This window comes from Arthrobacter sp. 05T423, assembly GCF_056396245.1.
The window spans coordinates 1-12,605 of sequence record NZ_JBFTLC010000054.1 but is presented as its reverse complement, the minus strand read 5'-3'; the positions used below and the strand labels follow the sequence as shown (position 1 = coordinate 12,605).

Here is a 12,605-nt window from a genome sequence, read left to right as displayed (position 1 = left end):
GTCGTGAGCTACAACAACGCGACCCGGACAGTGACGCTGAACCCGTCGGTAACCCTGGCGGCGAACCGGACCTACACCATGGCCATATCGTCCGTCCGTGACCTGGCGAACAACCCGTTCCTCTCGCGGAACTGGACCTTCACCACCGGAACACGCTAAACAGGGCACATAAAGGCACGGGGACCGCCTGCTGCAGGCGGTCCCTTTGCCATGCCCGAGAAGTATCCGGCATATCCTGATCCGAAAACGCAGCCGGGCGCGCGCCTCACAGTTATCCACGGCCACAATGACGGTGTGGCTACCCCCGGTGTTTAAGGCGGCCCGCCCGAGGCGCGAGGTCCGGCAACGCTCGGCTCATGAGACATGTTCCGTACTTAGCGGCCGTCACGGAGAGAAGTGGCCAGCCCGGCTTTGGGACAGCACGGCATCACCGGGCAGAAACGTAGCCTGCGCGCAGTTGCCGGAAGAAAAAAATGGGCCGTGGCACCGCTAACTGGCCGGAGTCAGGCTCGCTCCGGGCGACGACTGGCTAAGCCGGCCGCAAAGACGTCGGCGGCCCTAACGCGCTTGCCCAGCAGGCCTAGCCGGAGCCGTTGCTGACCCGCTTGAGCGTGATGATCCGGATGATCACCGCGGCCAGGACCAACACCACGCCCAGCACAATGACCATCCACGTGAGCGATGCCGCGGAATCGATGGCCCGGTAGCAGCGGGCTGCTGCTGTACTGCCGTGATGTAGCGTATCGAACACCTCTGCGGCGCGGCTCTGCGGAATCAGCGGGCTCCCACACAACGGGCCTGCCTTCTGCAAACCAATGATGGCGCCGACGATCATGAGACCGAATCCCGCTGCGACAGCCCAGACCCAGCCCAGTCGTGCGCGAGAATTCCATCGCATTTGTAGGTGAGATCCTCCCTGCAGAAGCCGCAACGCAGCAAACTTTACCCCACCCCGAACCAGCGCGTCCTGCCGGCACCGGCACCGTCAGGAAGACCGTCAAAGCCCGCCTGGCACCGTCGCGTTCCAGCCGGATGGGCTCGGGGGAGGAGGTGATCACCGGGAAGTCTGCGGAGCGAACTATGAAGACCGGATCCCTGCGCGTGAAGGAAGGAAACGCGGTTTCCGGCGGCACGCGGCTGGGCACGGAAGGCGCCACCGGGAAAGTCACCGGCAGGCACCTGCACTTCGAAATGTCACGCCACCTCGTCCTGAATCAAGGGCTTCCCCGGTGCGCCGAATGAGTCCACGGCGTGGGAAGGGCCGTCCGCAAGGGCCGGGAATCGGAGAGGTTCGTCTACGGGGCGGACAACAGGCCGGAGTCCGGCACGGTCACACTCGACGGCTGGCTTCCCGCTGTACCGGGCGGGGGTGCTGAACACCGCCAGGACATCCGGCGTCGATGCCGTGACCTGGGAGCCCGAACCAGAACTACCGATGGCAAGTCGCAGGCCCCTCAGCCGGAAAGGTTCCCGTGGCAGAGCTGGCCCTCGGAGGGCTGTGCTTCCAGCCCCGGAGAGGGCGACTTGGGTTTTACCCGCTGTCCGATCAAGCGGCCGAGGAGGTCACAGCCGAAGCTCGTCATCCTCTGGCTTGCTGGGAGCGCTGAAGAGGAGAGGCTCGAAGACCTCGCATTTGGCCTGCGCAGGCACCGGAAGATCACTCGGTCCAAGGAATGCCTTGCCAAGGCCTCAGGAAGCTCTTTGGCAAGGCCAAAAGGCCCCCCGCCCGCCGGGCAGGAGGCCCGCTCACGTGCGCGTTGCCCGCCCCGCGGTCCCGGCCCCACGCAGCCGGTGGGTCTGGCCCCCAGTCATCAGGACGTGGACGAACGCCGGGACGAAGGGAACATCAACATCCCCTGGCCACCGGAACCAGGAGCAGCCCGTGCAGACGACTTCTGACATTCCGTGCGGCCAGCAGCAACGCCGGGTGCGGCTTGGGGGTGTCGATACCCAGGGGATCAGCCAGTGCGCGGATGGCGGGCCGGTTAGGCGCCTTTGAGAGTGGTGAGGAGGTCGTTCAGGACTGTCTGTTCTGTCGCCGGATTGGGAGTGCCCGAGCGAACAGCTGTCAGGACGGGATCGATCTGGTGATCGATGAACGTCCACGCGCCGCAGTCCGCAGCGTTGAGCACGGTTTGGTTGTCGTCCCAGGCGGTCTCAAGGTCGGTGACACGGGCCGCCGCAGCGGTCTGATCCCCCTTTTTGACGAGTGCGAGGGTATCGGAGGTGATGGTTCGGAACTCGGTGATGTTTGATGCAGGGAAGTTTGCCTTCGCTGCCGCTTGGGCCTCAGGCCGGGTCAGTGGCGCGGAGCCGGCAGTGCAGCTTTTGGGTGCGGGGCCTTCATCGGCGAGAGCGCTCGTGTGCGGGAGGCTGCTCGTGTAGGCGAGGAGCGCGACGGTGGCGACCGTGACAGCAGACAGGATGCCCAACGCCGTCCGCCGGCGTGCGGGCGGCGCAGCAGGCGCTGTCTTCTTGGATGCGTGTTCGACGACGTCGGCTTTGCTGATCGAGAGATACACAACGGTGGCGAGGATCGCAGCGAGGAAGATGATGCTGGTCGTGAAGGTGCCTAGGCCCAGCCCTCCCTCGGCGGGTGTGAGGCCGAGCCAGTCGCCGATGTTGGCGCCGAGGGGGCGGGTGAGGATGTAGGCGATCCAGAAGGCGAGTACGGGGTCGGCGCCGAACCGCCAGAGGGCGGTGACGATGCCGATGAGGGCCAGGGGCAGCAGGATGGACATGCCGGGTCCCCATCCGGTGAGCTCGAGGGTCCAGTCGCCCAGGGCCGTGCCGAGAGCGAAGGTCACCAGAACCGCGAGCCAGTAGAAGGCTTCGCGGGGCACGGTGACGATGCTGTGGATGGAGAGGGTTCGTTCTTTGCTGAACCAGATGGTGAAGACCACGGCGAGCATTGCCGAGAATACGCTGGCGCTGATCCAGAGAGGTACGCCGGCCTGGTCGGTGAGGAGGTCGGTGCAAAGAGTTCCGGTGATACTCATCATGACCACCGTGAACCAGTAGGCGCCCGGGCGGTAGGCCCGGACCCGCATCTGCACGGCAAGCACAACGGCGGTGGCGACGGTGAAGATGATCGCCGTTGGGACGAGACCGACTCCGAGGGCCACGTTGATGTAGTCGGCGAAACTCTCCCCGACCGTGGTGCAGAGGATCTTGATAATCCAGAACCAGATCGTGATCTCAGGAACCTTGCTCAGCCGTTGCTTGACTGAGGGCGGGGATGTCATCTCTCGAGTGCTCATGAACTGCATGATTCCAGTCGATGCTGCAGCGGAACTGCGAAAGGAAGCAACCCGCCCTGAGAATTCTCACATGAAACGCTTGGACGTTGTGGCCGGCGAAACCCAACGCAAGCACCGGAAGACGAGGAGGACACCCGCCAGCTGGGTGCTGACGGTGACCATGCCAGGAGGTTTGACGCTGCTGGACGTGCACATCGGCGGACCGGGAACGGCGGCTGATCCGTAAAGATTTGTTCCGACAGCGCGTGCACGGCGAGAATTTTCTCCATGGCTGTCGTATCCAACCGTCCCGTCCGCGTTCTGGTGGTAGAAAATGACACCGGGCTCGGACCTCTCCTCGTTCGCGGCCTCACCGACGAAGGTTACGAGGCAGACTGGATCGAAGACGGCCCGACGGCCCTGGTGACGGCGCAGGCAGGGAACTACAGCATCGCGGTGCTCGATGTGATGCTGCCGGGAATGTCCGGCTTCGAACTCTGCCGGCGGCTGCGCGATGGCTCCGGTGCCCTGATCATCCTGATGCTCACGGCCCGGGACGACGTCAGCGACCGCGTGAAAGGCCTGGATTCCGGTGCCGACGACTATCTCACCAAACCGTTCGCGTTCAGCGAACTCGCCGCCCGGCTCCGGGCGCTCCGCCGCCGCGAGAGCCTTGCCATCAGTTCCCGGATCGAGGTCGGCGGGTTGATGATCGACAGCCACGACCACGTGGTCCGGGCCGGCGAGAAGGTGGTTCCGCTGAGCCCGAAGGAATTCGCGCTGCTGCGGTTTCTGGCGCAAAACGTCGACGAGACGGTGCACCGTGAGGCGATTCTGCTGGAGATCTGGGGGACGGTTCAGCACACCAATCCGAACATCGTCGACCAGTACGTCAGCTACCTTCGCCGGAAACTCGAACGCCTCCCGACCGGGGTGAGCCTGCGCACCCGGCGAGGGGTCGGCTTCGAGCTTGCCCGCGACCGATGAAAGCCCTCAACAGATTCTCGATCCGCGCCCGGATCACGGTGGGCACGCTGTTGCTGGCAGCTGTTTTCTTTGGTGGCGTCTGCCTCGTCGTGCGGCAGCAGGTCGACAGAATCATGCAGGACGCAACGTTCGAAGCTCTCCAAAACGACGCCACCCCGTTCGAGACGGCCATCGAGCAGGAGCCGCAGGACCCCGCCGATCATCCCGGCGAAGGTCAGCTCGTCGCCGTCATCAATCCCGCCGGGCTTACCGAGACTTCGACACTGCCTGCCTCGATCACCTCGAACATGGCCCTCATCGACCTCGCCCGCCCCGGCCCCCAGCAGCTGGTCGCGGGTGGTGTCAGCTATCTTGTCGCCGTCGAAACGGTCAAGACCCGCGCCGGAGATTGGACCATCATCTCTGCCCGCAACCAGGATGAATCCGCTCTGGTCCTCACCGATCTCACGACCGGCCTCACCCTCGGCCTCGGCACCCTCACCCTGCTGTTCGGCGCTGTCTCCTGGCACCTGACAGGGGCCGCTCTCCGCCCAGTCACCCGGCTGCGCCGAAGCGCGGAAGCGATCGTCGCCTCCGGCACAGAAGAACTGCTGCCCGTGGGCCCGGCGAGAGATGAAATCACCGACCTTGCGACTACCCTCAACCGTCTCATCGACGACCTCCGGGCCTCGGCCTCCCGGGAACGACAGTTCGTCGCCGATGCCAGCCACGAACTCCGCACACCGCTGGCCGTTCTGCAGACGCAACTGGAGCTGCTCCGCACCGGGGACCGCAGCAGCATCGACTCCGACATCCTCGCCGCCGAACGGGCCACCGCCCGCCTCACGGAACTCGTAGAGAGTCTGCTCGAACTATCCCGCCTGGATACCGGACGCCCATCAACACCAACCACCGTCGGCGCCCTCGTCGAGGAGGCCGGCGAGGCAATCGATCGGGCACGGCTCCGCGTCATGAGCGACGACGTCGACATTGACCTGATACCGCCCGACCACGTCGACCCGGCCGCCCCGATCACGATGCCGGCACTCCTCTACGGCCGGGTGCTCGACAACCTGCTCTCGAACGCCGTCCGCGCCCTCGACGGGAAAGGACACATTACCGTCACCATAAGGCTGGATCGCTCCCACCACATCACCGTCGTCACCGACAACGGGCCCGGCATCGATCCGGAGTTCCTTCCCCACGCATTCGACCGGTTCTCGCAGGAAGACAAAGTGCGCGGCACCCCAAACGGCTCCGGCTTGGGTTTGGCAATAGTCGCCGCCGCCGCGGCCTCAGTAAACGGCACCGTCACACTCGAGAACTCCGCCGGCTCCGGCCTGACCGCCCGACTGACGATCCCCGTAACCCCGGAACCCCCGACTCCCTTCCAGAGAACGTAGAGGCGGAGCCGAAGCAAGCAACCGCACCCGACGTGGACAGAACCTTTGCGGTAGCAGCCCGGCTTTCCCCAAGGTTTGCAGTCAAACTGGGAGTGTTCTACCGGGGAGCCGCGCCTCACCGACCGGTGGACACGCAGCCCGGCCCGTCAGCATTGCCCCCGAACCCAGGGCCCGGCTGCATCCGTTGCCACATTCCTTTTTGGTTCATCAAGCCATATCCCGCCGCGCACACGCGCCGATGATCCGTCCAGAAGCGACCATCCGGGTCTATCTCGTCCGCACGAAGATCCCGGGGCCGGTTCAGGGCCCGGCGTTGAACACGTCGGGTCCGAAGGTGTTGACGCCGGGCGCGCCTGCGTAGCCGAGGCGGGCGAGGGAGAAGGTGTCTTCGATGCTGGCGAGCAGGCTGTAGTGGTTGTAGGGCACGGTGGATGTCGTCCCGGCTTTGGTGAAGGGGGAGAGCACGAGGGCGCCGATTCTTCCGCCGTCGGTTCCCCCGGCGACTACTCCGGCGGGGCCGGTGGTGTGCCCTTCGGATTCATCAAAGGTGATCACCAGGGCGCCGTCCTGTCTGAAGGCGGGGGAGTTCAGGATGGCCGGGACCTGCCGGCGCAGCCAGGCGTCGGCGGTTTCCAAACCGCCGGGGCGTCCGTCCTCGCAGGGGCTGTCGTGTCCGTCGTTGCAGAGGTTGGGGGTGATGTAGGCCAGATTCGGTGTGGTCGACACGGATTTCAGGTCACCGGAGAGGCGGTCGAGATTGACGACATTCTTGGCGCAGTCCGGGGATGAGGTGATGGATTCGAAGTAGACGAAGGGGTTGTGCCGGGTGGCGTACTGGTTCGTGGACGTGGCGTGCTGGTGGTCATCCTCGGCCCCAAGTGCAGGGTGCTGGCAGGGCGTGGCCATGTCCTCCATGTAGCCTTTCCAGGTCTTCCCGGCCGAGGTCAGCTGCCCGGCGACCGTGGGGACCGAGGCGGGGTAAACGCAGCCGCTGCCCTGGACCTGTCCCGGCGACGCGGTTCCGGTGACCCTGAAGGGGGCGTAGGTGGGGCAGTCATCGCGGGTCGATTGGTTTGAGGCCTGGCCGGAGATCTGGGCGAGGTAGTTCGGGTTGGAGTTGTGGGCGATGGCGTAATACTCGGTCAGCAGCACGCCCTGGCCCCGAAGGGTTTGGGATAGGTAGGGCGCAGCGGAGTCCTTGCCCCAAACTTTGAAGTAGCCCTTGTTTTCCAGATTGATCACGAAGATGTGTCCCGGTTTCCCGACCGCCCGCCCATCCAGGGTCGGGGTACCGGTCGGGGCCGCGGTGCCAGGGGACCGGGGCGCCGCGGCGGACCCCGTTGCTGTGGGAGCCTGGGTCGCCGCCGGGGAACCGCTGCTCTTCGGCTGCGCCGGGCCACAGGCTGACACTGCCAGCGTCAGGGCCGCCGCCAATATCAGGGCGACGGCGCGTCCCGAGCCGCTCATCCGCCCGCTGCTGGAAGTTCTCGCCTTCATCCGTTCCGGCTTTCTCTCGATCCATTCCCTGGCACGCCCGCAGTGAGACCGAATCTTTCATATCCTGCCCGGGCGCGACAGGGTTTTACCTGCGGATTTCCCGTGAACATCACCCGCCCCGCCCGGCCGGATGGTGCTTGACGGTGTCAGGGTTCAGGAACAGGTCAGAATCCGGGAATAGGCTTGGCGGCATGCACCCTCTGGAACTCACTTCGGTCCTGTCCGTACGTCCGGTCACCGGGATTCTGCCGCCGTGGATGGATCCGAACCAGTTTCTCCGCGACCCGTCAGTCGCGCCGTGGGTGGTCGTGGTGGTGTGCGCGTTCCTGTTCATCGAAACCGGTATCCTGGTGGGCTTTTTCCTGCCCGGTGACTCGTTGCTGTTCACCGCAGGCCTGCTCGTGGCCACCGGCACCGTGCACGTGAACATCCTCCTCCTTAGCGGGGCCGCGTTCGCCGCGGCATTCGCGGGGGACCAGACCGGGTACCTGATCGGACGCAAGGCCGGCCCGGCAGTCTTCAACAAACCCGGCTCCCGGCTGTTCCGCAGCGAATACGCCGACAGGGCCCACGAGTTCTTCGAAAAATACGGGCGCCGGTCCGTCGTTCTGGCCCGCTTCGTGCCGATTGTGCGGACCTTCCTTCCCGTCACAGCAGGGGTGGCCAGGATGGGTTACCGGACCTTCATCGCGTTCAACGCGATCGGTGCGCTGCTGTGGGGTGTGGGCGTGCCGCTGCTCGGATTCTGGCTGGGCCGGTATGACTGGATCGGCTCCAACATCGACCTGATCTTTGTCCTGATCGTGCTGGCCTCCGTCGTCCCGGTCGGGGTTGAACTGCTCAAAAACCGACGCCAGAGAGCCGCTGACAGCTAAACCGGAACCATCGACGCAGGAACTTCGGGCCCGAAGCGGCAGAACCAGCTCGTCCCGGTGCGGGCATTGAGGATGACAGCATGTCCCGGATCCTGATCATTGAGGATGACGCCACCATAGCCGTGTCGACCATCGTCGGCCAACGCCGGCACCACAGCCGAGCCCGCCACCATGACTTCACCGAGAACCGCGGCCGCGGCAACCCCGTTCTTCTTCGCTGACTTCATCAAGACAAGACCTTTCGCCATTGTGTAGACCGTGGAATGACTAGCTTCCCCCGACGGATTCTTGCCAACGGCAGGTCCCTTTCCTCCTTCGTTTACGAGCGATCCGGTTGAGGCTTCACCATAGGTTCAACTCCGTGTCATGAAGCTTTTCCGAGACTCCCAGACTGCGGCCATGATTCGCATCTCAGGGACCACGGGGGCACGGGCAGGCCACGCGGGCACCGCGACGCGCTGTTTCATCGCTGTTTCAACGAAGTGGCTGAGCCTACTGCCGGTCATATGAAAGGAAGCACATGACCGATCATCAGGATCACCCGCGGGTTCCTACGCCCGGGAGCGGCCGGGGGTTGGACCGCAAGGTGGAGGATCATTTCCCCGTTGCCCCGTTGCCCCGTTGCCCCGTTGCCCCGTTGCCCATGACAGCGTGACCTCGCACGGCAGCGAGAGTGAGAACCCGGCACTCGACTCGCCGCAGCCCAAGGCGCGCCTGACCCGACACGGGACCAACGGGCTGTGGCAGGTAGGGGGACTGCCAGGTGAGTGAAGTCGGGGAGCGTGTGGTCCCGGTTCAGATGAGCCACGATCCTGCACACAACCGATGTGCCGGCGGCGCGGACCGCGGCCTGCAAGGATAGCGACATGTCCCGGGAGGTTGGAGTGGTGTTTCTCGGCACCCCGGGCGGGCGCTTCTGCATCTGCGGTCTGCAGCAACCGACCCTCGGTGGAACAGTGTGCCGCCCCATTGGGGAAATAGTGCCACGCTCACATCTCCTGGTTGGAAAAAAGCGGGACCGGACCGCAAGCCGTTGTCTGGCGCCACTCAAGCAGGGGGGATCCCAGCCAAATCCGATACGCCCGGTGCGTGGGGCGTCTGGCCCGGCTTGTTCCGCGCAGGTGCCTTGGACGGTTCCCCCTAACAATAGGTTCCTGACCTCAGGCACTGGGCGGAGAGTCCAGGGCCTGCATTACCTCGGGCTCTCCGCCGATGTGTAGAACGCGTCGGTGTTCCGCTATTCCGCGAGTCCCGCCACGGCGTGGGCCCAGAGGAAAAACTTGTTGGTGCCCAGGTCCTTAATGGTCTTGATGTTCAGGGCTTCCTTGAGCTTCTGGGCATCAGCCTCCGAGAGCCCCTTGAGGGCCTCGACCGGCGCTTTGGCCAGTTCATCGATGCCTTTGTCCAGGTATTCTTTATCGAACTTCGCGTTAATTCCAGACATGCTTCCTCCAGCCCTAGAGACGGTTCCCGGCAGTGCCATGGGCACTGCCGCAATTCAACCACGGCAGGGCGCCCGAGCGCACAGTGCTCCCAAGCGGCGAATGGGAAACACAACCTCATGGCCAACAGGTGGAGGCGCGCGTCAAGGCCGGGCTGCGAAGAGACGTCTACAATGCTGCCGGGCTGGCCGCAGAGGTTGCCTATCCCGGTGGCAGAGGGTGGGATGGTGTCTTCACGGTGGCGAGTAGCAGTACTCCGGCCGCTGCTGTGGCTCCGGCGAGAATGAAGGCCAGGAACGCCTTTGGCGTGGCGGTGTCCGCCTCGCCCAGGACGGTGATGCCGATGGTGATCGCGACGAGCGGGTCGATGACTGTCAGCCCGGCCACGACGAGTTCGGGTGTGCCCAGGGTATGAGCATTCTGAACCAGGAAAGTCCCAGCGAGGGCTGCGACAACGAGTCCGGCCAGGCAGGTCAGTGACAGCCATTCGAAGTGACCCTGGAAGAGGCGCCCGATGACTGTCTTGGCAAGGGCTGCAACAAACCCAAAGAGAATCCCTGCGGCGCCCGTGAAGCCGATGGCGTTCCATCGACGGCGCAAGAGCCCGTAACCGGCACCCAGGGCAGCGAGCACAATCCCGAGCAGGACCAGGATGGTGATCAGGTGCCGGTCGCTGATTTCGACGTCCTGCGCTGACACAGCGGCGACGGTCACGAAAGCACCGACCCCGGCAACGCACAGAACTACGGATGTCAGGGTCCGCCGGTCCGGGGACCGGCGCTGCATGCGCGCCGTGGCCAAGGTGGTCACAACCAGCGCCACCGCGCCGATGGGCTGGACCACGATCAGCGGCGAGAACCGCAGGCTCGTCAACTGCAGCAGGATTGCCCCGGCAAGCATCACCGTTCCGGCCAACCACACCGGCTTGCTCAAGAGCGCCTGCAGGCGTCCTCCGCCCATGCTTTGTCTCGCCCGTCCCGGTGCCGGGCCCTGATCACCCACGCCTTTGTGTTGGAGCAGTGTTCCGAGGGCAAGCAGGACCGCCCCGGCAGCCGCGATGGGGATGCCGAGCCAGTGATACGAGGTCAGCGCCGACACGGCGCCAGTTCCCACCATGACCCGACCCTACCGAACCCGGCGACCGGACCAACGGAATCCGGCAGTCCTGCGCTCAACATGGCAGGGCCTGCTGGCCGGGTCAGATCCATTCCTTCTTTTTGAAAATCATGTACAGCACCGCCGAGGCGACGACGATCAGGCCAAGGGAGAGCATTAGACCCAGGGGTGACTGAAAACCGAGAAACGGGACGTTCTGCCCGAAGAAGCCGGTCACCGCCGTGGGCACCGCGATGATGGCTGCCCAGCTGGTGACTTTTTTCATGACCAGGTTCATTCTGTTTCCCTGGATGCTGATGTGTGTTTCCAGGATCGTGGTGACCAGGTCGCGGAGGGACTCTGTCCACTCGGAGACCCTGAGCACATGGTCGTAGACGTCCTGGAGAAACGGCTGCATGTCGCGGTCCAGGACTTCCAGGTCCCGACGGAGCAGCGTGTTGAGGACCTCACGCATCGGCAGCACCGCACGCCGCAGCCGCACCAAGGATTTCCGGAGTTCGAACGACCGGCGCTGAAGATCATGATCCACCGCGTGATCGTCAAACAAGATGTCTTCGAGGGAATCAATCCGGGCATCAAGTTCCTGCACCGTGTCGAAGTGGCCGTCCACGATCAGGTCCAGCAAGCCCCACAGCAGAAAAGACACGCCGTGCCTGGCGAGGTCAGGTTCTTCGTCCCAGTGCGCCGTGAGCTGTCCGGGGTCCATGTCCGGCCCATGAACCGTGACCAAAGCCCCCGGAGTGATGAACGCCTTGATCTCTGAGACCTTCAGTTCATTGCATTCGGTTGCCAGCTCGGCGTGATAGGCGGCCAGGAACAAGTGGGTGGGGTAGCGGTCCAGCTTGGGCCGCTGGTGCTCGTGGACCGCGTCCTCCACGGCGAGCCGGTGCAACCCCAGCACCTTTTCAATACCATCGAGATCTTCCGCCGTCGGGGAGGTGTAATCCACCCAGACGGTAACCCCCTCCTGGCGGACCAGGTCATCGAGTTCGCCGAGCACAACGTCCTCGCGTTCAAGTTCTCCATTGCGGTAAAGCCGGGTGCGGACCATGGGCTCATGGTAGGCGACAAAGCCGGGCGCACCCTGAACGGCGGCGGCCGGACGCCACCACCTCCGGTGCCCCAGGGCGCAGGACGGTTCCCATGAGCCCCCGACAAACCCACGAGGTCCGCCGTCCCGCCTCCGTGTAGTGCGATTGGGACACCCGTTGATATCTCCGAGCGGCCCTGACACCTTCGGTGAACCTGTGCAGAAATGGAAACCCGACGACCGGCGGATCTACGTCACGGGCGGGCCGTCCAGCAGGGGGTCAACCGCTGTCCATCAGGGCCTGATTGAGCGCCCGGTGCGGGGGCAGAATCAGCAAAGCAGATCATGGACGCCGACATGGGGGCTCAAAATCCTGCCTCCAGATGGCCCAGCCCGAGGCAAGGCTATTTAGTGAACTCCACCCCCGCCTGAGTCCGTTTGACTAAAGCAAGCACCGTCCCGCCCAGCGGGTCAACGGATCAGGGCATGATGCTTCTCAGCGCATTCTCCGGCCGCACCCATTGTTTGGGCGCCGAGGCAACGAAATCGGGCATGGGTCCAGTCTTTTCCTAAGCTCCCGCTGTCAAGGTGACTTTGTTCCGAAGATGAAGGTGCGCCCAGTCATTCCTTCGACGGCCGGCCCGGAAGCACTCCCCCCAGTAGCGCCGGGCCGGCTGCCGCCGAAAGGCGTCTGGAACGCCGGAAGCTTTTGGTGATCTACCGGCCGGGCAGCCAGCGCGGGCTGACCTACGCCCGGCTGGCTTTCCGTTCTAGCAGTTGGGCGGGCCGTATTCGTAGGCGCCGGCGTCGGGCTTTCCGGTTCCGGAACACTGTGCCGGTTGCGGAACGGACGCCTGGTCCAGGTGCGCCCCGGACGGGATGCCATCGCCGCGGTCTATGGCCGGGCTGCCGCTGGTGAGGTGGAGATCGTCGGGGGGATTCACGAACTGGGCGGATGCGGTCGTCGAACTGTTGTCCAGCGGGACGTTGCTGGGGCCGTTGACGACGTTGGACTGCTCCGTCCAGCCGGACCCGTC

The 12,605-nt window shown here is 64.6% G+C and carries 15 protein-coding genes; 8 read left to right on the top strand and 7 right to left on the bottom strand.

The window, feature by feature from the left end; all coding sequences use genetic code 11:
* Window positions 1-3: 3 nt before the first annotated feature.
* The gene (locus AC1DFE_RS23180; protein ID WP_476905576.1) at window positions 4-159 is read left to right on the top strand and encodes an Ig-like domain-containing domain; all 156 of its coding nucleotides are present in this window, start codon (window positions 4-6) and stop codon (window positions 157-159) included.
* A 421-nt stretch (window positions 160-580) separates the two neighbouring features.
* Here AC1DFE_RS23180 and AC1DFE_RS23175 read toward each other — a convergent pair whose 3' ends face one another.
* The gene (locus AC1DFE_RS23175) at window positions 581-898 is read right to left on the bottom strand and encodes a hypothetical protein (protein ID WP_476908189.1); all 318 of its coding nucleotides are present in this window, start codon (window positions 896-898) and stop codon (window positions 581-583) included.
* Between the two features lie 182 nt (window positions 899-1,080).
* Here AC1DFE_RS23175 and AC1DFE_RS23170 point away from each other — a divergent pair, with 182 nt between their 5' ends.
* Window positions 1,081-1,242: a peptidoglycan DD-metalloendopeptidase family protein gene (locus AC1DFE_RS23170; RefSeq protein ID WP_476908188.1), complete on the top strand. Its 162-nt coding sequence runs from the start codon at window positions 1,081-1,083 to the stop codon at window positions 1,240-1,242.
* Between the two features lie 743 nt (window positions 1,243-1,985).
* Here the strand turns inward: AC1DFE_RS23170 and AC1DFE_RS23165 are convergent.
* Entirely contained in the window at window positions 1,986-3,260 is a 1,275-nt protein-coding gene (locus AC1DFE_RS23165; protein ID WP_476908187.1) for a COG4705 family protein, read from the bottom strand.
* Between the two features lie 70 nt (window positions 3,261-3,330).
* Between AC1DFE_RS23165 and AC1DFE_RS23160 the strand changes: the two genes are divergently transcribed.
* The 3 genes from AC1DFE_RS23160 to AC1DFE_RS23150 are packed head-to-tail and all read left to right on the top strand — an operon-like array spanning window position 3,331 to window position 5,608.
* On the top strand, window positions 3,331-3,486 hold the full coding sequence (locus AC1DFE_RS23160; RefSeq protein ID WP_476908186.1) for a hypothetical protein: 156 nt from the start codon (window positions 3,331-3,333) through the stop codon (window positions 3,484-3,486).
* 41 nt (window positions 3,487-3,527) lie between these two features.
* Window positions 3,528-4,226: a response regulator transcription factor gene (locus tag AC1DFE_RS23155; RefSeq protein ID WP_476908185.1), complete on the top strand. Its 699-nt coding sequence runs from the start codon at window positions 3,528-3,530 to the stop codon at window positions 4,224-4,226.
* Complete coding sequence (locus AC1DFE_RS23150) at window positions 4,223-5,608, top strand: sensor histidine kinase (RefSeq protein ID WP_476908184.1); 1,386 nt, start codon at window positions 4,223-4,225, stop codon at window positions 5,606-5,608. The genes AC1DFE_RS23155 and AC1DFE_RS23150 overlap by 4 nt, the downstream gene beginning before the upstream one ends.
* A 300-nt stretch (window positions 5,609-5,908) precedes the next feature.
* Here AC1DFE_RS23150 and AC1DFE_RS23145 read toward each other — a convergent pair whose 3' ends face one another.
* Window positions 5,909-6,850 (bottom strand): alkaline phosphatase family protein, encoded by a 942-nt coding sequence (locus tag AC1DFE_RS23145; protein WP_476908183.1) that lies wholly within the window; start codon window positions 6,848-6,850, stop codon window positions 5,909-5,911.
* 64 nt (window positions 6,851-6,914) lie between these two features.
* On the opposite strand from AC1DFE_RS23145, the gene AC1DFE_RS23140 reads away from it, so the two are divergent.
* From AC1DFE_RS23140 to AC1DFE_RS23130, 3 genes are all read left to right on the top strand, one after another.
* Window positions 6,915-7,151, top strand: coding sequence for a hypothetical protein (locus AC1DFE_RS23140; protein ID WP_476908182.1), 237 nt, complete (start codon window positions 6,915-6,917; stop codon window positions 7,149-7,151).
* Window positions 7,152-7,296: 145 nt separating this feature from the next.
* Complete coding sequence (locus AC1DFE_RS23135) at window positions 7,297-7,980, top strand: DedA family protein (protein ID WP_476908181.1); 684 nt, start codon at window positions 7,297-7,299, stop codon at window positions 7,978-7,980.
* A gap of 80 nt (window positions 7,981-8,060) precedes the next feature.
* Window positions 8,061-8,201, top strand: coding sequence for a hypothetical protein (locus AC1DFE_RS23130; RefSeq protein WP_476908180.1), 141 nt, complete (start codon window positions 8,061-8,063; stop codon window positions 8,199-8,201).
* A 1,016-nt stretch (window positions 8,202-9,217) separates the two neighbouring features.
* On the opposite strand, the gene AC1DFE_RS23125 is transcribed toward AC1DFE_RS23130, so the two are convergent.
* The 4 genes from AC1DFE_RS23125 to AC1DFE_RS23110 all read right to left on the bottom strand — a co-directional run.
* Window positions 9,218-9,424, bottom strand: coding sequence for a hypothetical protein (locus tag AC1DFE_RS23125; RefSeq protein WP_476908179.1), 207 nt, complete (start codon window positions 9,422-9,424; stop codon window positions 9,218-9,220).
* 199 nt (window positions 9,425-9,623) lie between these two features.
* The gene (locus AC1DFE_RS23120; RefSeq protein ID WP_476908178.1) at window positions 9,624-10,538 is read right to left on the bottom strand and encodes a DMT family transporter; all 915 of its coding nucleotides are present in this window, start codon (window positions 10,536-10,538) and stop codon (window positions 9,624-9,626) included.
* Window positions 10,539-10,620: 82 nt separating this feature from the next.
* On the bottom strand, window positions 10,621-11,589 hold the full coding sequence (locus AC1DFE_RS23115) for a magnesium transporter CorA family protein (protein WP_476908177.1): 969 nt from the start codon (window positions 11,587-11,589) through the stop codon (window positions 10,621-10,623).
* A gap of 749 nt (window positions 11,590-12,338) precedes the next feature.
* On the bottom strand, window positions 12,339-12,605 hold a 267-nt coding region (locus AC1DFE_RS23110), incomplete at its 5' end, for a choice-of-anchor Q domain-containing protein (protein ID WP_476908176.1).

What these genes read in the sequence shown, in the direction of transcription:
- AC1DFE_RS23175 (WP_476908189.1), bottom strand. Translation starts at nt 898, where the DNA reads ATGCGATGGAATTCTCGCGCACGACTGGGCTGGGTCTGGGCTGTCGCA.
- AC1DFE_RS23170 (WP_476908188.1), top strand. Translation starts at nt 1,081, where the DNA reads ATGAAGACCGGATCCCTGCGCGTGAAGGAAGGAAACGCGGTTTCCGGC.
- AC1DFE_RS23165 (WP_476908187.1), bottom strand. Translation starts at nt 3,260, where the DNA reads ATGAGCACTCGAGAGATGACATCCCCGCCCTCAGTCAAGCAACGGCTG.
- AC1DFE_RS23160 (WP_476908186.1), top strand. Translation starts at nt 3,331, where the DNA reads ATGAAACGCTTGGACGTTGTGGCCGGCGAAACCCAACGCAAGCACCGG.
- AC1DFE_RS23155 (WP_476908185.1), top strand. Translation starts at nt 3,528, where the DNA reads ATGGCTGTCGTATCCAACCGTCCCGTCCGCGTTCTGGTGGTAGAAAAT.
- AC1DFE_RS23150 (WP_476908184.1), top strand. Translation starts at nt 4,223, where the DNA reads ATGAAAGCCCTCAACAGATTCTCGATCCGCGCCCGGATCACGGTGGGC.
- AC1DFE_RS23135 (WP_476908181.1), top strand. Translation starts at nt 7,297, where the DNA reads ATGCACCCTCTGGAACTCACTTCGGTCCTGTCCGTACGTCCGGTCACC.
- AC1DFE_RS23130 (WP_476908180.1), top strand. Translation starts at nt 8,061, where the DNA reads ATGTCCCGGATCCTGATCATTGAGGATGACGCCACCATAGCCGTGTCG.
- AC1DFE_RS23125 (WP_476908179.1), bottom strand. Translation starts at nt 9,424, where the DNA reads ATGTCTGGAATTAACGCGAAGTTCGATAAAGAATACCTGGACAAAGGC.
- AC1DFE_RS23120 (WP_476908178.1), bottom strand. Translation starts at nt 10,538, where the DNA reads ATGGTGGGAACTGGCGCCGTGTCGGCGCTGACCTCGTATCACTGGCTC.
- AC1DFE_RS23115 (WP_476908177.1), bottom strand. Translation starts at nt 11,589, where the DNA reads ATGGTCCGCACCCGGCTTTACCGCAATGGAGAACTTGAACGCGAGGAC.